The 19,036-nt window shown below is 70.3% G+C and carries 15 protein-coding genes; 4 read left to right on the top strand and 11 right to left on the bottom strand.

What is annotated here, in order from left to right:
• Window positions 1-278 precede the first annotated feature (278 nt).
• From ACIOKD_RS12155 to ACIOKD_RS12170, 4 genes are all read right to left on the bottom strand, one after another.
• The gene (locus tag ACIOKD_RS12155) at window positions 279-749 is read right to left on the bottom strand and encodes a MarR family transcriptional regulator (protein WP_402081789.1); all 471 of its coding nucleotides are present in this window, start codon (window positions 747-749) and stop codon (window positions 279-281) included.
• 41 nt (window positions 750-790) lie between these two features.
• Window positions 791-1,270 carry a MarR family winged helix-turn-helix transcriptional regulator gene (locus tag ACIOKD_RS12160; protein WP_402081792.1) on the bottom strand — a complete coding sequence of 160 codons (480 nt, stop codon included), beginning with the start codon at window positions 1,268-1,270 and terminating at the stop codon, window positions 791-793.
• Window positions 1,271-1,687: 417 nt separating this feature from the next.
• On the bottom strand, window positions 1,688-2,164 hold the full coding sequence (locus ACIOKD_RS12165; RefSeq protein WP_402081794.1) for an ATP-binding protein: 477 nt from the start codon (window positions 2,162-2,164) through the stop codon (window positions 1,688-1,690).
• Between the two features lie 229 nt (window positions 2,165-2,393).
• Window positions 2,394-2,963 carry a TetR/AcrR family transcriptional regulator gene (locus ACIOKD_RS12170; protein WP_402081797.1) on the bottom strand — a complete coding sequence of 190 codons (570 nt, stop codon included), beginning with the start codon at window positions 2,961-2,963 and terminating at the stop codon, window positions 2,394-2,396.
• Window positions 2,964-3,038: 75 nt separating this feature from the next.
• Between ACIOKD_RS12170 and ACIOKD_RS12175 the strand changes: the two genes are divergently transcribed.
• Complete coding sequence (locus ACIOKD_RS12175) at window positions 3,039-4,316, top strand: MFS transporter (RefSeq protein WP_402081800.1); 1,278 nt, start codon at window positions 3,039-3,041, stop codon at window positions 4,314-4,316.
• 458 nt (window positions 4,317-4,774) lie between these two features.
• Complete coding sequence (locus ACIOKD_RS12180; RefSeq protein ID WP_402081804.1) at window positions 4,775-8,059, top strand: GH92 family glycosyl hydrolase; 3,285 nt, start codon at window positions 4,775-4,777, stop codon at window positions 8,057-8,059.
• Here the strand turns inward: ACIOKD_RS12180 and ACIOKD_RS12185 are convergent.
• Complete coding sequence (locus ACIOKD_RS12185) at window positions 8,038-8,475, bottom strand: hypothetical protein (RefSeq protein ID WP_402081806.1); 438 nt, start codon at window positions 8,473-8,475, stop codon at window positions 8,038-8,040. The two genes, ACIOKD_RS12180 and ACIOKD_RS12185, sit on opposite strands and share 22 nt — an antisense overlap.
• 374 nt (window positions 8,476-8,849) lie before the next feature.
• On the opposite strand from ACIOKD_RS12185, the gene ACIOKD_RS12190 reads away from it, so the two are divergent.
• Together ACIOKD_RS12190 and ACIOKD_RS12195 are read left to right on the top strand one after the other, a co-directional pair.
• Window positions 8,850-10,283 (top strand): FAD-dependent oxidoreductase, encoded by a 1,434-nt coding sequence (locus ACIOKD_RS12190; protein WP_402081808.1) that lies wholly within the window; start codon window positions 8,850-8,852, stop codon window positions 10,281-10,283.
• A 5-nt stretch (window positions 10,284-10,288) separates the two neighbouring features.
• A complete protein-coding gene (locus ACIOKD_RS12195) occupies window positions 10,289-12,529 on the top strand; it encodes an MMPL family transporter (RefSeq protein ID WP_402081810.1) in 2,241 nt (746 codons plus the stop codon).
• 57 nt (window positions 12,530-12,586) lie between these two features.
• Here ACIOKD_RS12195 and ACIOKD_RS12200 read toward each other — a convergent pair whose 3' ends face one another.
• The 6 genes from ACIOKD_RS12200 to ACIOKD_RS12225 all read right to left on the bottom strand — a co-directional run bounded on the left by ACIOKD_RS12200 (window position 12,587) and on the right by ACIOKD_RS12225 (window position 19,001).
• Window positions 12,587-13,138 carry a PPOX class F420-dependent oxidoreductase gene (locus ACIOKD_RS12200; RefSeq protein WP_402081813.1) on the bottom strand — a complete coding sequence of 184 codons (552 nt, stop codon included), beginning with the start codon at window positions 13,136-13,138 and terminating at the stop codon, window positions 12,587-12,589.
• A 28-nt stretch (window positions 13,139-13,166) separates the two neighbouring features.
• On the bottom strand, window positions 13,167-14,183 hold the full coding sequence (locus ACIOKD_RS12205) for an NADPH:quinone reductase (protein ID WP_402081815.1): 1,017 nt from the start codon (window positions 14,181-14,183) through the stop codon (window positions 13,167-13,169).
• Complete coding sequence (locus ACIOKD_RS12210) at window positions 14,180-15,130, bottom strand: UbiA family prenyltransferase (protein WP_402081818.1); 951 nt, start codon at window positions 15,128-15,130, stop codon at window positions 14,180-14,182. The genes ACIOKD_RS12205 and ACIOKD_RS12210 overlap by 4 nt, the downstream gene beginning before the upstream one ends.
• Before the next feature lie 12 nt (window positions 15,131-15,142).
• A complete protein-coding gene (locus ACIOKD_RS12215) occupies window positions 15,143-16,702 on the bottom strand; it encodes a class I adenylate-forming enzyme family protein (RefSeq protein WP_402081820.1) in 1,560 nt (519 codons plus the stop codon).
• A gap of 82 nt (window positions 16,703-16,784) precedes the next feature.
• Window positions 16,785-17,462: a methyltransferase domain-containing protein gene (locus ACIOKD_RS12220; RefSeq protein ID WP_402081823.1), complete on the bottom strand. Its 678-nt coding sequence runs from the start codon at window positions 17,460-17,462 to the stop codon at window positions 16,785-16,787.
• On the bottom strand, window positions 17,463-19,001 hold the full coding sequence (locus ACIOKD_RS12225) for a flavin-containing monooxygenase (protein ID WP_402081825.1): 1,539 nt from the start codon (window positions 18,999-19,001) through the stop codon (window positions 17,463-17,465).
• Window positions 19,002-19,036: the final 35 nt, after the last annotated feature.

Here is a 19,036-nt window from a genome sequence, read left to right on the forward strand (position 1 = left end):
TACGGATGAGTACTCGGCAGACGACAACGAGAAGTCCGAACCAATATCGAAACCAGCGTACGACTCGGTCGTTCGAGCATGTGCGCGCTGGGCCGTTCCGGACAGGGCAGGCCTCAGGGGTGGAGCAAGCCGGAGGGGGCGATCCGAGCCGGTGTCGTGACGGTCGAGCTCGTCGGCGCGGTTTCGGGTCGGCGGCCACCGGCCCGAAACCGCGCTCGCTCAGGAACTCGTCCGGGACGGTGCTCCGGGCAAGGGCAGGTGGGGTTCGCATCGGTCGGTCACCCGTTCAGCACCGCCAGCTCCGCGTTGGCGCGCTCGGTGACGACGGCCAGGACGCGGCCGGCGGCGGCCAGGTCCTCCGTAGGTATCCCGCCCCAGATGCGGGCGGAGAAGGGGGCGGTCTCCGCACCCACGGCGGCGATCAGCTCGCGCCCGGCGTCGGTGGGGCGGAGGTGAACCCCGTCGTCGACGAGCAGATTCCTGGCCAGCAGTTCGTCGAGCGTGGCGCGGATGTCGGCCGGATCCGCCTTGAGCGACTCATGGACGCGGGCGAGGAGATCATCCGGTGTCTGCGGGGCATCGGAGGTGACGGCGGCGCGCAGGGCGATCTGCTGCTGGAACGTGGCGCCGTGCCGGGTCAGGACGTGCTCAAGGACGCCGCGTGCGGCGTAGTGGGCCAGGGCGAGGTCGCGGGCGTTGGCGACGGGTGCGCCGGCGGTGGATGGGGTGGTCGTGGATGCGGTGGTCATCTTGTTGTCGTCCCCCTGATTTCTCTCGTCGATTACTTGCGTCAAGCACTCTCGTCGTTCGGTACGGGTGGAGCGAGAGGTGCGTCGAGCAGGGTCGTCAGCTCGGCGGTGAACGCACGCGTCCGCGGGGCGTCGAGGCCGCCGAGGGGTTCCAGCAACTGCTGGAGCAGCTCCTGGACCACCGCGACGGCCTGCCGCGTGACGGCATCGCCCTGCTCGGTGAGCGCCAGCTGTACGGCGCGCGGGTCGCGGGGATCGCGGGTGCGCTCGATCAGACCGGCCGACTCCAGTGCGCGCGCCAGCTTCGAGACGTACAGAGCCTCCAGGCCGGTGTGGTCGGCGAGGCGGCGCTGACTGGGCCGCTCACCGGTGCGCTGCATGCCGTGCAGTGACGCGACCAGCGAGTACTGCGCGTGGGTGAGACCCAGTGGAGCCACCGCGCGATCGACGGCGACGCGCCACTTGTTGGCGAGCCGCCACACCAGAAAGCCGGGCGTGGGGCCCGGTGAACCCTTGCTCATACTGAATACAGTACATAGACATAATGTCCATGGCTACTATCTCTGAGCCACATCCCGTCCGTCGCACTGCTGTGGTGTACAGAGGGATGACCGGAGCAGGCTCGCACGGCCGCTCCGGGGCGTACCACGCTCATGAGCGTGTGGACGCAGGTGTCCGCCTCGCCCGGCTCGTCCCGCATCCTGGCTGTAGCGGATTCGGATTCAGGCGCCCGTGGCGGTCTCGTGCTCGGCGAGGGTCATGGGCTCGGCGGCGCACTTGGCGTGCGAGACGGTGCTGTCTCCTTGCGGAGCGCGAACGGTGGCAGCGACGTGCTGCAGGTGGTCACGTTCGCGAGTTGCGCCAAGCGCGAGCCGGTGCGCTGGGCGTGCGTGCGTGCGCGCCGGCCGCGTGCGGCCGGCTCCGGCACATGGTGGTGGTCACATCGACTGACGGCCGGCCGCGTCCCCGCCCGGGTCGTCGGCGAGGACGACCGAGGCCCGGATGCGCTTGCCGACCGGTTCACGATGGACCTCGAAGCTCCGGCACACCGCCATGACGATCTCCAGACCGTGCTGTCCGACCCGAGCGGGGTCCGGCGCCAGGATCTGCGGCAACGTGGTGCCGCTGTCCCACACCGTCACGGCGACGGTCTCCCCGTCGGCCTCCAGGGTCATCACGCAGGGACCCGGAGCGTGTTTGCGGGCGTTGGTCACCAGCTCGGACACCACCAGCTGGACCATTCCGATCGCCCGCGACGACACCGGAATTCCCTGCTCGGCCTGCAAGGACTCCAAAAATCCGCGGGCCGCGTCACGGGCATCAGCGATCCCCGCGGTGCCCTCCACCACAGCCGTGACCGCTGCGGACGTGTCCGTCGGTCGCTGCCGGCCTTTTTCCTGCCCAGCCAGATTCATACGTTCCGCCTCACTGCCGAAGCGCTCTTACCAGATGTCGCTTACCCAGAAAACACCACCTCACCGGCCAGACACGGACCGATTACAGCCGGGGCGCCGGCGCCCGTACGGCGGCCCAGAGGGCGGACCGGCGCGCGCCGCGCGCCCCTGATCGCCCTCGCGGCGGCCGGTGCCGAACACTGACCGCCGACGCGTCGTACGGGTTCGCCGCACGGCCCTCGCGTCGAGTTCAGGCCAGCGCCTTGGACGCCGCGAGGAAGGTGGCCACCAGTTCTCGCGCCCAGTCGCCGGAGGCCGGCTGAGCACTGAAGATGGCGCGGTAGTACAGCGGTCCGAGCAGGAGGTCGGCGGCGTTCTCCACCTCGGGGGTACGGCCGCCGCGGGAGCGTTCGCGCTCGATCATGGCGCTCAGCTGCTCGTGGCGCTCCCCGATGCAGGCGCAGCCGCCTTCCGGCCCGGAGCCGATGGTGGCGCGCATGAGGGCGAGGGTGTCGGGGTCCGCGAGGTCGGTGGCCACGTCCCCCAGCCAGCGCTCCAGGTCACCGGTGAGAGTCCCGGTGTCGGGCACGACGACGTCACCGCTGAACCGGCTGGTGGCCACGTCGCCCAGGAGCTGAGCGGCTGAGCCCCAGCGCCGGTACACCGTGGTCGGGTGCACGCCCGCGCGGGCGGCGATGGCGGGAATCGTCAGGGCTTCCACGGGCTCCTCCGCGAGGAGCTGCGCGACGGCGTGGTGTACGGCCGCGCGGACCTTCGCCGAGCGACCACCGGGGCGTACCTGAGCTTGAGCGTCAACCATGGGGAAATTATCGCACTGATCGTTGCGTTAGTGGTAGCGTCCTTAACGCATCGATCACTGCGTTTGGAGAGAGTCGTGTCCGTCTCCGCCCTGCCCGACAACCAGATACCGCCCCCGCCCGATACCGCCCCGCGCCGTCGAAGCCGCCGCGAGCTCAACCGCCCGACCGCCTTCGCCGCCATCGCCGTCGTCTTCGTGCTCTTCATGGCCGCGTCCAGCGCGCCGTCCCCCCTCTACGTCGTCTACCAGCAGCGCTGGGACTTCTCCGCGACCACCCTCACCACGGTGTTCGCCGTCTACGTGCTGGGAATGATCGCGGCGCTGCTGGTGCTCGGCTCCCTGTCCGACCATCTCGGCCGCCGGCCGGTACTGCTTTCCGCGATCGCGCTGGAAGCCGCGTCGATGGCGCTCTTCCTCGTCGCGGACAGCGTGTCGATGCTGCTGACCGCGCGACTGGTCCAGGGCGTCGCCACCGGGGCCGCCATGACGGCTCTCGGTGCGGCTCTGGCCGACCTGAACCCCACCCACGCGCCGCACCGCGCCGGCGTCGTCACCGGCGCCGCACCCACCTTCGGGCTGGGCCTCGGCGCTCTGGGATGCGGCTTCCTCGTCGAGTACGGGCCACACCCCACCCGGCTCGTGTACGTGCTGCTGCTGGCGGGCCTCGTCCTGGCCGCGGCCGTGGTCACCGCTCTGCCCGAGACCTCGCTGCGGCGGCCCGGCGCCGCCCGCTCGCTCCAGCCCCGCCTCAAGGTGGCACCCCACCTGCGGGCGGACCTGCTGCGCCTGGTGCCGATCCTCGTCGCGAGCTGGGCGCTGGGCGGCCTGTACCTCTCGCTCGGACCGTCGGTCGCCGTGGGCCTCTTCGGCCTCTCCAGTCATGTCGTCGGCGGTCTGGTGGTCACCCTGCTGACCGTCCCGGCCTGCCTGACCGCGATAGCGCTGCGCGGCTGGCCCGTCGCCCGCACCCTCGCTCTCGGCGCCGCCCTCCTGCTCACCGGCACGGTCGTCGCCCTGACCGGGGTCGAGGAGGACTCGCTGCTCACCGCGGCACTCGGCACGGTGGTCGCCGGGGTCGGTTTCGGCGCCTCCTCGCTCGCCAGTTTCGGCACGCTTGCCCGTATGGCCGCGCCCTCCGAACGCGGCGAACTGTTCTCCGTGGCCTTCGTGATCTCCTACCTGTCCTTCAGCGTGCCCGCGGTCGTCGCCGGGATCGCCGCCACCCATACGGGGCTCCACGAGACGTCCGTCGCCTACGCCGCCACGGTCGCCTTCCTCGCCGGCCTCGCACTGCTCGCCCAGTGGCTCCGCTCCCGTCGCACCCCGGAGCGCGTCACCTGCCCGCAGACCTGATCCCTTGGGAGGGGTGGGTACGAGCGGGACGCCGCACCCCCGGCGCCCGCCCCGCCCAGCCACCGCGCCCAGCCACCGCCCACCGCCCGACACGGGCCGCCCGCCGCGTACCTCGGAGCGCTCGCCGGGCAGGCCACGGCCGACCGCTCACCAGCCGCCCACCGGTCGATGTCCGGTCCGCGACCGCTCGCGTGCGACCACGATCCGATGTACCGCCACCGGTCCGTGTCGGAAGTCTTGACAACGATGTCAGACGCATGATCTAGTCCGCTTCCAGCCAGCCGGATGCCGTTGATTGCGCTGCGAGGGGGGCTCGACGCGATGACCTGCACACCGCTTCCTTCCCCGTGCCGAATCCCCGCGCCAGAGGCACACACATACACGAGCGCCGGCCCCTTCGGGCCGGCGCTTCTTTCCGTGCGCAGCACCTGAAGAGTGAGGAACAGGAGACCGCTTCCATGCACAGACCCCTCCACCGATTGCGTAACCGCGCATCGACAGTCCTCGCCGCACTGCTCGTTGCCGGGGGCGCCCTGGCCCCGGCGCCTGCCGTCGCCCAGTCACCAGCGGCCGCCGCTCAACCGATCTCCCTGGTCAACCCGTTCATCGGCACGCAGAACTTCGGCAACACCTTCCCCGGCGCGAGCGCTCCGTTCGGCATGGTCCAGGTCAGCCCGGACACCGGCGGCCAGGGCGGCTACGACTACCAGCAGGACAAGATCCACGGGTTCAGCCAGACCCACCTCTCCGGTGTCGGCTGCTCCGTCATGGGTGAGCTGCCGATCATGCCGACGACCGGAGCGGTCGACAGCGTCGACCCGAACTCCTACCGGTCGACGTTCTCGCACGACGACGAGGACGCCGAACCCGGTTACTACCGCGTCGGGTTGAAGTCGTACGACATCGACGCCGAGCTGACCGCCACCTCCCGCACGGGATGGCAGCGCTACACCTTCCCGTCGACCGACCGCGCCAACGTCCTGTTCAACACGGGCAGGGCCAACCAGAAGGTCTACAGCTCCGAAGTGCATGTCGTCGGCGACCGGACCGTCGAGGGCCGTGTCGAGGCGGGCAACTTCTGCGCGGGCAAGGACAAGCACACCGTCTACTTCACCGCGACCTTCGACAGGCCGTTCGCCTCGCACGGCGCCTGGCGCGGGACCACTCCCACGCCCGGTGAACGGGACGCCGCCGGTGAGGGCGAGAACGGCGCCTGGGTGACCTTCGACGCCGACGCCGATCGTGACGTCGTCGTCAAGGTGGGGCTCTCCTACACGGGCATCGAAGGCGCGCGCACGAACCTGACCGCGGAGACGCAGGACTCGTACGACTTCGACGCCACGCGTGCGGCGCTGCACGCGACCTGGGAGCGGCAGCTCGACGCCGTCAAGATCGGCGGCGGGTCGGCCGAGCGGCAACGCGCGTTCTACACCGCCCTCTATCACGCGCAGCTGCACCCCAACCTCGCGGGAGACGTCGACGGCCGATACGCGGGCTTCGACGGGAAGAACCATCTGGCGTCGGGGTTCACGCCCTACCAGAACCTGTCACTGTGGGACACCCACCGGCCGCAGAACCAACTGCTCCAGATGCTGCAGCCGAAGGTCGCCCGTGATGTCGCGCTGTCGGTCGTCGCGATCGGGCGGGACGGCGGCTGGCTGCCGCGCTGGTCGCTCGCCAACAGCGAGACCAACATCATGACCGGCGACCCGGTGACCCCCTTCCTGGTCGAGGCGTGGTCCAAGGGCCTGCTGGCGGGCCACGAGAAGGAGGCGTACGCGCTTCTGAGGAAGAACGCGGTCAGTACGCCACCGGCCGACTCCCCCTACAACGGCCGTGCGGGAGTGGACGCGTACCAGAAGCGTGGCTACCTACCCAGCGGGCTGGAGCCGGGGAAGGACTGCGCGGACAAGGGCGGTGACAACGACTGCCGCCATCCCGCCTCGGCGACCATGGAGTACGCGGCTGCGGACGCGTCGCTGGCGCTGATGGCCAAGGGGCTGGGACACCGTGCGGACGCCCGGATGTTCGCGGCGCGCGGCCAGTGGTACCGGAACCTGTGGGACTCCTCCATCCAGCAGTTCCGGCCGCGTACGACCGACGGCACCTGGCTGACGCCCTACGACCCCGTCGAGGCGGGCCACCAGTTCCATGAGGGCGGCGCCTACCAGTACCAGTGGCTGGCGCCCCAGGACCCGGCCGGGCTCGTCTCCCTGATGGGCGGCAAGCGCGAGACCGAGAAGCGGCTCGACTCCTTCTTCGCCTACGACAAACTCCTCGCGGACCCCGCCAAGACCGCTCGCGAGGACTGGATCTCGGCACCGTACGACTACTACGGGAAGCCGACCTACAACCCGAACAACGAGCCGGACCTGCACGCCCCGTACATGTATCTGTGGGCAGGCGCACCCGCCAAGACCGCCACCGTGGTCCGCGCCGCGATGACGCTCTTCACCGACGGGCCCGACGGCATGACCGGCAATGACGACCTGGGCACCATGTCGGCCTGGTACGTCTTCTCCTCGCTGGGCCTGTACCCGACGACGAACGGCGGTGACTTCCTCGCCGTCTCCAGCCCGCAGTTCCCCTCCGCGGAGATTCGCATCGGCGCCTACGGGAACGAGCAGGGCGGCACCCTGACCGTCAAGGCACCGGGTACGAGCGACACCCAACGCTATGTGCAGCAGGCGAAGTTCGGCGGGAAGAACCTGCGCGCCACCTGGCTGGACTGGGACGCGGTCGCCAAGGGCGGAAACCTCGCCTTCGAGATGACCGGCAAGCCGTCAGCATGGGGCACGGGCAAGGGCGCCGAGCCACCGTCCGTGAACCGCGCGGCAGCCGATTCCCGCCGGAACCTCGACGCGTCGCTCCGTACCGTCTCCGACGTCCTGCCGACGTCCGACAGCGCGCAGAACGTCCGCCTGAAGCTGGACGTGCTGGGCCAGTCCCCCGGCACACTGCGGGTGGCCGTCGGCGCGAAGGCTCCCGGCGACTGGACCGCGAAGGCCTCGGAGCCCTTCTCCCTCACGTCCCACCGCCTTCCGGTCCAGCGGACCGCGACAGTGGACGTGAGCGTGCCGGCCGGGACCGCTCCGGGTTCGTACACCGTGCGGATCACGGCGGCGGCGAAGGGCGTGAAGAGCGTGGAACGGGTCGCGACCATCGAGGTACGCGCCGCGGCCCGCTGCGCGCCGGACATCGACGATCAGTGCGCCGTGGACCTCGGCAAGGAGGCGAACCACGACGGAACCGCGACCGTCGCGGCGTCCGACCAGGGCGACTTCGACGGGGGCGGATGGAGCTTCGACGGTGACCTGCTGCCCGCGGCGGGTCCGGTCGGCTGGGGCGGCGTGACCTACGACGCTCCCGATCCGTCCGGCACGGCCGAGAACTTCGTCGAGGCCCGCGGTCAGTCCATGCTGCTCCCGGCCGGGTCGTACGGCGCGCTGCGCGTGGTCGCCGTGGCCCACCACGGCCCGGTGACGACCGCGCTGACCGTCCGCTACACCGACGGAACCACCGCCGAAGTGCCCGTCCCCGTGGGTGACTGGGCGGGATCGACGCCACAGGGCAGCTCCGTGGTGCTGGAGATGCCGCACCGGATCAAGCGCGGGCAGGGTGTGGACGGTCCGCCGGTGCGTCTGTTCGGTGCCTCGGCGGACCTCGACGCGTCGAAGACGGTGCGTTCCATCGGCCTGCAGAACGATCCTCGGGTGCAGGTCTACGCGCTCACTCTCAAGTAGGACAGGCAGGACTCCGTACGTTCGCCGGCCCACGCCTCTCGACCGGGAGGCGTGGGCCGGTGGTTTCGCTGCCCTTCATGGAGCCCGCCGCCGCATGAGTACCTCCGCTCGTCCTTCTTCACATACCCGGACACGCACACGACTCCCGTGTGGACGCTGTAGAACCCGTTCCCGATGTAGACACCGTGCTCCTTGCCGCAGCCGAGACGCTTCAGCGCCGCCGCGATCCGCTGCTCGCCGAAGACGCCGTACGCGCCGGAACCACCCTCCTCCCGGACCTTCTCCAGTTCCCTCCGGATGAGCCCGGCCGAGACTTCTCCTTGGGCGCGCTTGCCTTCGGACAGAGCGAGGTGCACGGCGCCTACGCCGAGCCGCAGCCCGGAACTGGGCCCTGTGTCGAGAACCGAGGAGGCCACTGACCGCCCCCTCGTCCAGAACGCGGAGTACCGGAAACGCCCGACGCCGACTCGCTCGGAGCGATGGCGGGCCGGCTCGTGGGCAGTCCGTTGCGGGCCCCGTGTTGAGGAAGGAGCGGCGGGCGATGGGCTCGCGCGTTCCCGTTCGTCAAGCAACAGCCGCCCCGGAAGATGTTTTTCCGCCAAAGGCAAGTCGTGGTCCACCCGCGGCAGATGGTTCTTGCGCCGTTCCGAGGCGCGATGAAACATGGGTGACCGGGCTGCGGCGGAACGTTGGAATCGGGCGGACGGGCACACCTCACTCCCTTCGTCGGACACATGCGTGCGCGCCCCGAAGCGGCCGGATGGTGCCGGCGATCTGTCTGGAGGTTCTCGTGTCCGAGTCTGCCGCCCGAGTGTTCGCCCGCCTCAGTACCGACGAGCCCCTCGTGAGAACACGGACGCTGATGGGCAAGGCCGTGGTGCTCGGCGGGAGTCTCGCCGGGCTGCTGGCGGCACGGGTGCTCTCCGACCACGCCGAGAGCGTGGTGATCATCGAGCGGGACTCCCTGCCCCCGGCCGCCGCCGCACGGCCGGGCACCCCGCACGACGGGCAGTTGCACACCCTGATGCACGGCGGCCGGATGCAACTCCAGCGACTGTTCCCGGGCTTCGAGGAAGAGGCCAGGGCGGGCGGCGCGATCGTGTCGTCGCCGTACACCATCCGGGCCTACGCGGACGGCGTCCCGAAGGTCAGCGACGGCGCGATGGGGCTGATTTCGAGCAGCAGGCCGTTCCTGGAGGCGCTGGTACGCCGCCGCACCCTGGCCCTGCCGAACGTAAAGGTGCTCACCTGCCGTGCCACGGGCCTGGAGTTCCGCGGTGCTGCCGTCAGTGGAGTGCGGTGCGGCCCGGTCACCCGCCCCGATGCCGGGGCCGGCGGCGGAGGCGGAGGCGGAGAGTGGGTCGAGGACGCCGACTTCGTCGTCGACGCGATGGGGCGGGCGAGCAAACTGGGCGACTGGCTGGAGAAGGCGGGCTGGGAACGGCCCACGATGCGCAGGATGGCCATCGACATCGATTACGCCACCGGCTACTTCCGGCGCACCACGGGCGACCCCGAACTGGCCGCGGCCATCGCCTACCGCACCCCCACCGCGGTCCCTCCCCGGGTGGCGAGCGGCGCGATCACCGCCATCGAGGACGACCGCTGGCTGATCACCCTGGCCAACTACGGGAAACAACCCCCGATCCGGGACGTGGACGAGTTCCGGAAGCTGTGCGGCGAGCTGCCGCCCGTGTACCGCGAGGCGGTCGAGGGCGAACAGCTCGGCGACATCCTCACCTACCACCAGGCCGACAGCCGCCGCCGCGACTACCACCTGCTGAAACGGTTCCCGGCGCGGCTGATCAGCGTCGGTGACGCGGTCGCCTCGTTCAACCCGATCTACGGACAGGGCATGTCGTCGGCGGCCCTGCACGCGTCCGCCCTCTCGCACCACCTGCGGTCGGCGCCGGACCTGCGCGGGCCCGCCCGCGCCTTCTTGACCGACCAGCGTGTCGTGGTGGACGCGGCCTGGCAGATATCGACCGCCGCCGACCTGGCCCGCCCCGACGTGCACGGCCCCTACCCGCGCGGCTACCGCCTCACGAAGTGGTTCGCCGAGCAGATCGCCGAGGCTTCCCTCACGGACCGGGAAGTCGCCGTGCGGTTCAACTCCGTGACCTATATGCGCAGCCATCCCCGTTCCCTGGCCGCTCCCGCCACGCTGCTGCGCGCACTGAGGGTGAACCGCTCGGCCAGGACGTCACGGCGCGGGAGGAGTTAGCCGAAGTGTTCGCCTCACTGGCCCGACTCGCCTGCCGCCGCGGCAGACTCGTGCTGTACCTCTCCGGAGTCCTGCTCGTCGTCGCGGGTGCGTTCGGTGGGAGCGTGCTCCAGGAACTGTCCGCCGGAGGGTTCGTCGACGACTCGACGGAGTCGGCGAGAACCGCGAAGGCGATGGACGACCGCTTCGGGGCGGGCGCCCCGGACCTCGTCCTCCTGGTCTCGGACGAGCGAGGTGTGGACTCCCCCGCCGTCGCCGCAGCGGGCGCGCGGCTCACCACCCGGGTGGCCCGTGAAGAAGGGGTCGAACAGGCCGTCTCCTACTGGTCGTTGGGCAGGGCCGAGCCGCTGCGCGGGAAGGACGGGCGCCGAGCCCTGGTGATGGCGCGGATCTCCGGCGACGAGGACCAGGTGCAGGACACCTTCGAACGGCTGGAAGACCGCTACCGGCACACACCCCAAGGGCTGGACGTCCGGGTGGGCGGCAACGCCCTGGCCGACAAGGAGATGTCCGAGACCACGGAGAAGGACCTCATCAAGATCGAGGCGGTGACCTTCCCGGTCCTGCTCGTCGTGATGCTGTTCGTGTTCCGCAGTGTGGTCGCCGCCCTGGTGCCGCTGCTGGTCAGCGGGCTGACGATCCTGTCCGTCCTCCTGGTCATCCGTGTCCTGACCCTGTTCACCGAGGTCTCCGCGCTGGCGAGCAACGTCGCCACCGGACTGGGTCTCGGCCTCGCCATCGACTACAGCCTGATCCTCATCAAGCGCTACCGGGAGGAACGGGACCGAGGTGCCGGGACCGACCAGGCGATCACTCTGATGCTGCGCACGGCGGGCCGTACCGTGCTGTTCTCCTCGGTGACGGTCACCCTGGCACTCGCCGCGCTGCTGGTGTTCCCGTTCTACTACCTGCGCTCGTTCGCGTACGCCGGGATCCCGACCGCCCTGCTCGCCGCCCTCGTCTCGCTCACCTTCCTGCCCGCGCTGCTGAAGGTGCTGGACCACCGCATCGAGAAGGGGCGGCTCCCCGGCCGTCGCTCCGCGAAGGCCGCGGCACAGGGGGGCGACGGACAGGCGGCCGGGGAACGCCCGGCCGAGGAGGGATTCTGGCACCGGCTCGCGATGGGTGTCATGCGGTTCCCGCTGCCGGTCGCCGGCGCCGTCGTCGCGCTCCTGCTGCTGCTCGGCGCACCCTTCCTCGGCCTGCGGCTGAGCCTGCCGGACGAGCGGGTGCTCCCGGCCGACAGCCAGGCCCGGCAGGTCGGTGGCGTCATCCGGGACAACTTCCGGGCGCAGGAGACCCAGGCGCTCAACGTGGTCCTCAGCGGCACGCCGGCACCCGGCGTCCGCGAGGTGGCCCCGTACGCCGAGCGGCTGTCCGGGCTCGACGGGGTGGCGCGGGTGGACAGCGAGGCCGGGACCTTCGCCGGAGGCCGGCTCGTGCAACGGCCGTCGGCCCACTCCGCGCGGTTCGGCGCCCAGGACAGCACCTACCTGTCCGTGGTGCCGCGCGAGCAGTCGATGTCGGAGCAGGGCCGGCAGTTGGTGGAACACCTGCGAAGCCTCCCGGCCCCGTACGCCGTGCAGGTGGGCGGACCCGCGGCGGAACTCACCGACTCCATCGACTCGATGAAGGCCCGACTGCCCGCCGCCCTCGCCGTGATCGCGGTCAGCTCCTTCGTGGCGCTGTTCCTCTTCACCGGCAGTCTGCTGCTCCCCCTCAAGGCGCTGGTCCTCAACTGCCTGAGCCTGAGCGCCACGCTGGGCGTACTGGTGTGGGGGTTCCAGGAAGGCCATCTGCGGGGCGTCGTCGGGGACTTCGTGGTGACGGACTCGATCACCTGGACCGTGCCGCTGCTGCTGTTCTGCCTCGCGTTCGGGCTGTCGATGGACTACGAGGTGTTCCTGCTGTCCCGTATCAAGGAGGAGTACGACAGAACCGGCGACAACACGGCGTCGGTGGCCCGCGGGCTCGAACGTACCGGCTCGATGATCACGGCCGCGGCGGTGCTGATCTCCATCGTGTTCCTGGGCTTCCTCATCTCGGGCATCGTCTATCTCAAGGCGATCGGACTCGGGCTGGCGCTGGCGGTCCTGATGGACGCCACTCTGGTGCGGGGCATCCTGGTGCCCGCGTTCATGCGGTTGTTCGGGAAGGGCAACTGGTGGGCGCCGAAGCCGCTGCGGGCACTGCACGCCAAGGCCGGCCTGCGCGAACACCAGGAGCTGCGCGGCCGTCGGGAGTGACCGGGGAAGGAGACACCCCCCGGACACGCCCGACATACGCCTGCGGACGCCGCTCAGTCAGTCCCGTGCCTGTTCCACCCGCCGCTCGGCTGCCTCTTCCTCCGCCCGCGCCTGCGCCTCCGCCCTCAGCAGGGCGTTGGGTGTGATCTCGATGTAGGCCGCCTCCTCGTAGACCGTGGCGACCGTACGGTCGTAGAGCTTGCGGCCGGTGCCGTAGGCGCCCGCGATGATCCGCGCGGCTGCCGGTTTCTCCTCGGCCGGAAGGATGCGCGCCGTGCACGCGAGGACCGCGCCCTTCGGCTTGCCCCGGATGTTGGACGGCGCGAACAGGACCTGCGGGTTGTTCCGCATGCGCCGCACCTTCCAGGAGTCGCAGCCGGTCCGCAGATAGGCCCGGCCGTCCTTGAGCCCGAACCACATCGCCGACGGTACGGCGTCACCGTCGCGCTTGTAGGTGACGAGCAGGGCGAAGCGGCGCCTCTTGAACTGCCGCAGGTCCTGCGGGCCGTCGGGCGTCTCGGTGACATGCCAGGTCACCGGGTCCCGCCACGAGTCGTACATGCGCAGGACCCGCTCTTCCCACCATTCCTTGCTCAGCAGACGCGGCACGTGTGCCTTCCTTCCTTGTCGGCCCTGTTCAGACGCTGTCGCCCGGGTCTTCGGGGAGCAGCACCACGCGGCCCGGGGCGCCCGCGCCCTCGCGGCCCTCCAGCATGCGGTGGGCGCGGGCGGCCTCGGTCAGCGGAAGCGTGGCCCGGACCCTGCCCTTGAGGCGGCCTCGCGCCAGTTCGCGGTTGATGTCCTCGGCGGCTTCGGCCAGTTCGGCCGCGGACGCGTTGCTGATGACGAAGCCGCGCACGCTGATGTCCCGGGTGTACACGGCGCCGACGGGCAGGACGGCGCGTACCCGGAGCCCGGCCGTGAGCACGACGCGACCGCCGCGTGCGAGCAACGGGACGGTCGTCTCGAAGTCGTGGTGCCCGGAGCAGTCCCACAGCACGTCCACTCCGCCGGGCGCCAGGTCACGGACGGCCTCGGGTGTTTTCGGGTCGTCGCGGTCGAGCACCTGGTCGGCTCCGCGGGCGCGGCACCACTCGGCGTTCTCGGCACGGTCGACGACGACGACCCGCGCACCGGCCGTGGCCGCGAGCCGGACCACGGCACTGCCGACTCCGCCTCCGCCGCCCTGGACGAGGATCGTCTCGCCCTCCCGGAGGCGGGCGGTGCGGAACAGGCCGAGGTGCGCGGTGGCCGCCGTGTGCAGTACGGCCACCGCGCGCTGCGGGTCGACTCCGGCGGGCAGTGGATACAGCCGGTCCACCGGCACGGCGGCGTACTGGGCGAACGAGCCCTGTCTGCCGTCGTGGCCGAGGCTGTTGCACCACACCCGGTCGCCGGCGGCGAAGGGACCGGCGGGCACCGCGACGGTGCCGACCAGGTCCCGTCCGATCACGAAGGGAAAGGGCACGTCGGTCGCGTACGCACCGGAGCGGACGAAGGTGTCGACGTGATTGGCGGCCACCGCGTCGACGCGGACGAGCGCTTCGTCCGGGCCGGGGACGGGCCTGGCCAGCCGGCCCACCCGGATCGTGTCCGCCCCGCCGATGCCCGTGATGTAGGCCGCCGTCATGTCGGCGTTCGCTGCTTCCCTCATGCCAGTACGAAGGCGAGTGCCAGTCCCAGGCAGCCCAGGTCGACCGAGCTGAGCCCGATGAACCGCGCCTTGCGCCACTCTTCCTTTCCGGCGCCGAAGTAGAGCTGCACGGCGTGCAGGACGACGACCGGCACGACCGTCAGTGCGAGCAGCGGGTCGAACCGGGTGATGGTGAACAGCAAGGTCAGCAGGGTGACGCTGGCGACGAAGAGCAGGGACAGGAAGACCTTGAAGCCGCCGAGCGGCAGCAGCACGGCCATGGTGTGCCGGGACACCTCGGAGTCACCCTCTTTGTCGGAGGCGTTGCCGTAGGACACGATCAGCAGGAACCACACCCCCACGAGGGCCGCGGTGAACAGGGCCTCGGCGGTGACATGGCCGGCGACCAGCCAGTACGGCACCAGGCCGATGCAGCCGATCACGTAGAAGATGGTGACTTCGAGGCCGCCCGGCAGATAGCTGAGCTTCAGTCCTGTCGAGTACTGCACCGAGGCGATCTGGCCCACGAGCATCACGAGCACGGCTGCCAGTGGCGCCCTGCCGTCCAGGGTGAACACGGCGATGAGCCCCGCCGCGACGGCGATCACCCACATCACGACTCCGAACCGGACCGCCTCCGCCTCCGTCAGCGCCCCGGTCAGCAGGGGCTTCTTGGCGACGGTGCCGGGTGGCCGGCCCGCGTAGTTACGGGCGTCGCTGCCGTCCCGGAATCCGCCGAGGTCGTCGGCGGCTCCCCCGCTCCACTGGGTGGCGAGCACCATCAGCAGGAGCAGGGCGAGCGCGGGCGCGGTGTCTCTTCCCACGTGGCCGTCCAGGCGCAGCAGGAGCAGGGCGAGGATCCAACCGTAGGCGTGGTGATAGATCCGGACCTTGCCCAGCCGGACGTATCCCATGGCCTTCGAGGCCGTTGAGTTCTTGGTGGCCCCGGACGCGCTGGTGGCGGTCATAGGAACGCTCCCTCAAAGGCGTACGGAACGGCTCTGGACGGCCGGGCTCTGATCGGCCAGCGTCTTCTTCAGCTGCTCCCGCTGGATTTTCCCGGTGACGGTCCGGGGGAAGTCGCTGTCGGGGACGACGACGGGCTCGGCCATCTTCGGCAGCCGGCCTGCCGCGGACGCCCAGGCGCGCTGCCGGAACTCGGTGCCGGGGCGCAGCGAGAGGACGGGCTGGAGGGTTCCGTCCATCTCCAGGACGACCAGTTCCAGGAACTCGGGGAACTTCTCCAGCAGGATGTCCTCGATGCCGATGCCGCTGATGGCGCCGGAGACCTTGTCGACCTGGCGGTCGATGAGGGTGATGCGGCCGGTGCGCGACTTCGTTCCCCAGTCGCCGGTGTCCCACCAGCGGTTGTCGGGGTAGTTCCGGGAGGTCAGGTCCGGCCGGTTGATGTAGCCGGAGAAGACACCGGGGGTGTTGACCACCATCCTGCCAGGGGTGCCGGCCGGTACCGTGCGCCCCGAGTCGTCGACGATACGGACCCGGCAGAACGGGAAGTGCTGGCCGGCGGGGTGCCCGCGCAGCAGCTTGGACCGCTGGATCCGGCGCAGTGCGCGTGTCGCCCTCTGCATGCCCTTCAGATGGCTTCGGATGGCGATGGGGCCGGTCTCGTTCTGTCCGTAGACCTCTACGCAGACGGCGAACCGGTGGGCCGAGCCCGCGAGCAGTGCGCCGACCGTGTCGGGGTGGATGACGTCGAATCCGGCGCCGAAGAAGCGGATCGAGCGGAACGCGCCGCCGGGCGCGAGGTGCTGCCAGGCGCGGAAGGTGTTGGGGTGGGTCTCCAGGTAGACGGGCCGGTGGCGCTTGAGCATCCGGTCCACGTTGTCCGGTGAGTCGTCCTGCAGCAGCAGGAGGGGCGCCCGCCGCATGAGCGCGGCGAGGATGCCGACCACGGTCCGGCCGTGCACCGGGGAGATGACCAGGGCGAGATGTCCGTCCAGGCGGGACAGCCAGTGGATGACCGCCTGCACCCGTGCGTTGAACCGGATGCTGGCGCTGGAGCACTCGGCCAGTTTGGGGGTGCCGGTGGTGCCGGAGGTGTGGACGATGACGTACGGCGCGTCGGAGACCACCTCGCGGCGTCGGGAAATCCGTCGGTGGCCCGGGAGTTCGGCGGCGATGTCACGCCAGTCGACGAGGCGGCCGATGTCCGGGAAGGTCTTCTCGCTGGTCGCGAGACGGTCGTCGGTGGCGATCACGGCGGTGATCCGGGAGACGTTCTCCACCATCGAGGCGGCGACGGGGCCAGGGAGGGTCGGGCTGAGGAGGATGGGCACGGCGTCGAGCGCGGTGATGGCCGCGTAGGCGACGATGATGTCGGTCGGGGACTCCAGCCAGACGACGCACCGCTCCCCCGGGACGACTCCGCGGGAGCGGAGCGCGGTGGCGGCCCGCGCGGCGGCGTCCGCTATCTCGCTCGGGGCGATCCGCTCGTCCTGGGCGGCGACGATGATCGGCTGATGGTCGACGATCCAGGGCTCGGCGTCGCTGGGCAGAGCCAGCAGCTTGTCGAAGATCAAGGGTGGCCTCTTCTCGGGCGGTGGTGGGACGAGCGACGGGTGGCGGCCTCACGACGAGGGCGCGTCCGGTGGCAGGTCGGGGTCACAGGGGTACGACCTCCAGCAGTTCGTAGACCACCGGGCCCTCCGGTTCCTCCACGGTCGTGGTGTCGATCGTCCGCAGACCCTGTCCCTCGGCCGCCGCCAGCTCTTCCAGTTCGGCGCGGCCGGCGCGGCTGCTCAGCGCGATCAACACCCGCCCTCCGGGCGCCACATGACGCCGGGCCTCACGGAAGTACCGTCGGTGCGCCTCGTACCCGGGGTCGACATAGGCCAGCTCGTGGACGTTGATGTCGAGTTCGGGCGGGGCCCACACATTGTTGGAGTGCCAGTAGACGATGTCGAAGGCGGGTGTGTCGCGCAGGCCGTCGAAGAGGTCGCTCTCGACGCTGGTCACCTTGTCCGCGACGCCGAAGCGCTCCGCGTTGAGCGCGGTGTTCCGGACGGCGGCGGGGTTGAGGTCGGTGGCGTGGACGGCGCGGCAGCCGGCGAGCGCGGCGCTGACGGCTATCAGTCCGGTGCCGGATCCGATCTCCAGGAAGGTTCCGCCGACCGGGAACTTCAGCAGGTCGAGATGGACCAGGCTGGACCTGGAGTCGGCCGGGGAGAACACGTCAGGCAGCAGGGTCCAGTGTCGGCCGCGCAGCTCGATGTCCGTCTGCCGGCGTACCTTCGCCCGGCTGGCTTCGCTGCGCATGAGGGGCTGGGTGTAGTCGTACATTCAGCGCTCCGCGGGAGTGGTGGCGTAGTTCTCGATGTCGAAGCGGGCCAGGTCCTTGCGCAGCCTCTTGGTCGACCACGGCCAGGTGACGAAGTTCTTGCCCTTCTCGTCGAGGTAGACGCTGGTGCATCCGCCGTTGTTGTAGACGGTCGAGGCGAGAGCGTGCTGCACCTCGTCGTTGAACGAGCGGAACGGCTCGGGCCGGATCTCCAGGGCGTCGAGACCGCGGTCGCGTGCGGTGCGTATCGCGTCGACGATGTAGTCGAGCTGGGCTTCGGCGAGCGCGAGCAGCGAGTTGTACATCACGATGTTCGGGCCGAGCAGCAGATAGGCGTTGGGAAGGGCCGGCAGGGTGGTCGCCCGGTAGGCCTCGGGGCTGTCGACGGCCCAGGTGTCGGCGAGCGTTCTGCCGTCGCGTCCCCGGATCCGTTCGGCGATCGGCGGGTGGCGCAGCTCGAAACCGGAGCCGAGGACGATGACGTCCGCTTCGGCGCGCTCGCCGTTCGCGGCGACGAGTTCACTGCCCTCGACGGCGACGAGGGCGTGTGGGACGAGCTGGACGTTGGGCCGGGACATGGCGGGCAGATAGGTGTTGGAGAGCAGCAGCCGCTTGCAGCCGATGGTGAAGTCCGGGGTGAGCCGGGCACGCAGCTCCGGGTCGGGCACCTGGCGTTTGAGGACGCGTTTCCCCACAGGGGTGAGCAGCCGTGCGACACTCGCGCGGCGCATGACGAGCGCGAGCGTCTTGAGGACGGCGTCGCAGATCCCGCGGAACACCCGTTGCGTGAACGGTACGTGCCGGAACAGCCGTTGGACGGTCCGCGGGACCCGGAAGTCCAGCCGGGGCATGACCCAGGCGGCAGTGCGCTGGAAGACGTACAGCCTGTGCACCTGCGGCTGTATCTCGGGGACGAGTTGGACGGCCGAGCAGCCGGTGCCGATGACGGCCACGCGCTTGCCGGTCAGGTCCACGTCGTGGTTCCAGCGGGCCGAGTGGAACATGGGGCCGGGAAAGGCGGCCAGCCCTGGCAGGTCCGGGACGATCGGCTCGTGGAGGAGGCCCGAGGCGAAGACGACGTGCTGGGCGGTACGGCGTCCCCGGCTGGTCTCCAGCACCCAGCGCCGGCGCTCCTGGGACCAGGAGGCTTCGAGGAGTTCGGTGCCGAGGAGCAGGTGCGGGGCCAGGCGGAACTTCTCGACCGTGGCCTCGATGTAGGACAGCAGCTCGGGCTGGCCGACGAAGTTCCTGCTCCACTCGGGATTGGGGTTGAAGGAGAAGGAGTAGATCGGTGAGGGAATGTCGACGGCACAGCCCGGATAGGTGTTCTCCCGCCAGGTCCCGCCGACCCGGTCGGCCTTCTCCAGGATCAAGAAGTCCGTGATGCCGCCGCGCCGCAGTTTGACCGCTGCGGCGATTCCCGATAATCCCGCGCCGATCACGATGACATGCGCGTATCGTTCCCCGGCCGGATCCGGGGTCGCGCCCGGATTGGCTTCCGGATTCCCATCCGGGGGCGCGTTGTTCGCCGATACGGGCATGGGTTTCCCCTTGTCGTCGACCTGTGCGCGGATCG

Source organism: Streptomyces sp. NPDC087844, from assembly GCF_044742785.1.
Classification (GTDB): Bacteria; Actinomycetota; Actinomycetes; order Streptomycetales; family Streptomycetaceae; genus Streptomyces.

Excerpts from the sequence above, each read along its gene's own strand:
- ACIOKD_RS12225 (WP_402081825.1), bottom strand. The coding sequence starts at position 19,001 with ATGCCCGTATCGGCGAACAACGCGCCCCCGGATGGGAATCCGGAAGCC.
- ACIOKD_RS12160 (WP_402081792.1), bottom strand. The coding sequence starts at position 1,270 with ATGAGCAAGGGTTCACCGGGCCCCACGCCCGGCTTTCTGGTGTGGCGG.
- ACIOKD_RS12205 (WP_402081815.1), bottom strand. The coding sequence starts at position 14,183 with ATGAGGGAAGCAGCGAACGCCGACATGACGGCGGCCTACATCACGGGC.
- ACIOKD_RS12155 (WP_402081789.1), bottom strand. The coding sequence starts at position 749 with ATGACCACCGCATCCACGACCACCCCATCCACCGCCGGCGCACCCGTC.
- ACIOKD_RS12180 (WP_402081804.1), top strand. The coding sequence starts at position 4,775 with ATGCACAGACCCCTCCACCGATTGCGTAACCGCGCATCGACAGTCCTC.
- ACIOKD_RS12165 (WP_402081794.1), bottom strand. The coding sequence starts at position 2,164 with ATGAATCTGGCTGGGCAGGAAAAAGGCCGGCAGCGACCGACGGACACG.
- ACIOKD_RS12210 (WP_402081818.1), bottom strand. The coding sequence starts at position 15,130 with ATGACCGCCACCAGCGCGTCCGGGGCCACCAAGAACTCAACGGCCTCG.
- ACIOKD_RS12170 (WP_402081797.1), bottom strand. The coding sequence starts at position 2,963 with ATGGTTGACGCTCAAGCTCAGGTACGCCCCGGTGGTCGCTCGGCGAAG.
- ACIOKD_RS12220 (WP_402081823.1), bottom strand. The coding sequence starts at position 17,462 with ATGTACGACTACACCCAGCCCCTCATGCGCAGCGAAGCCAGCCGGGCG.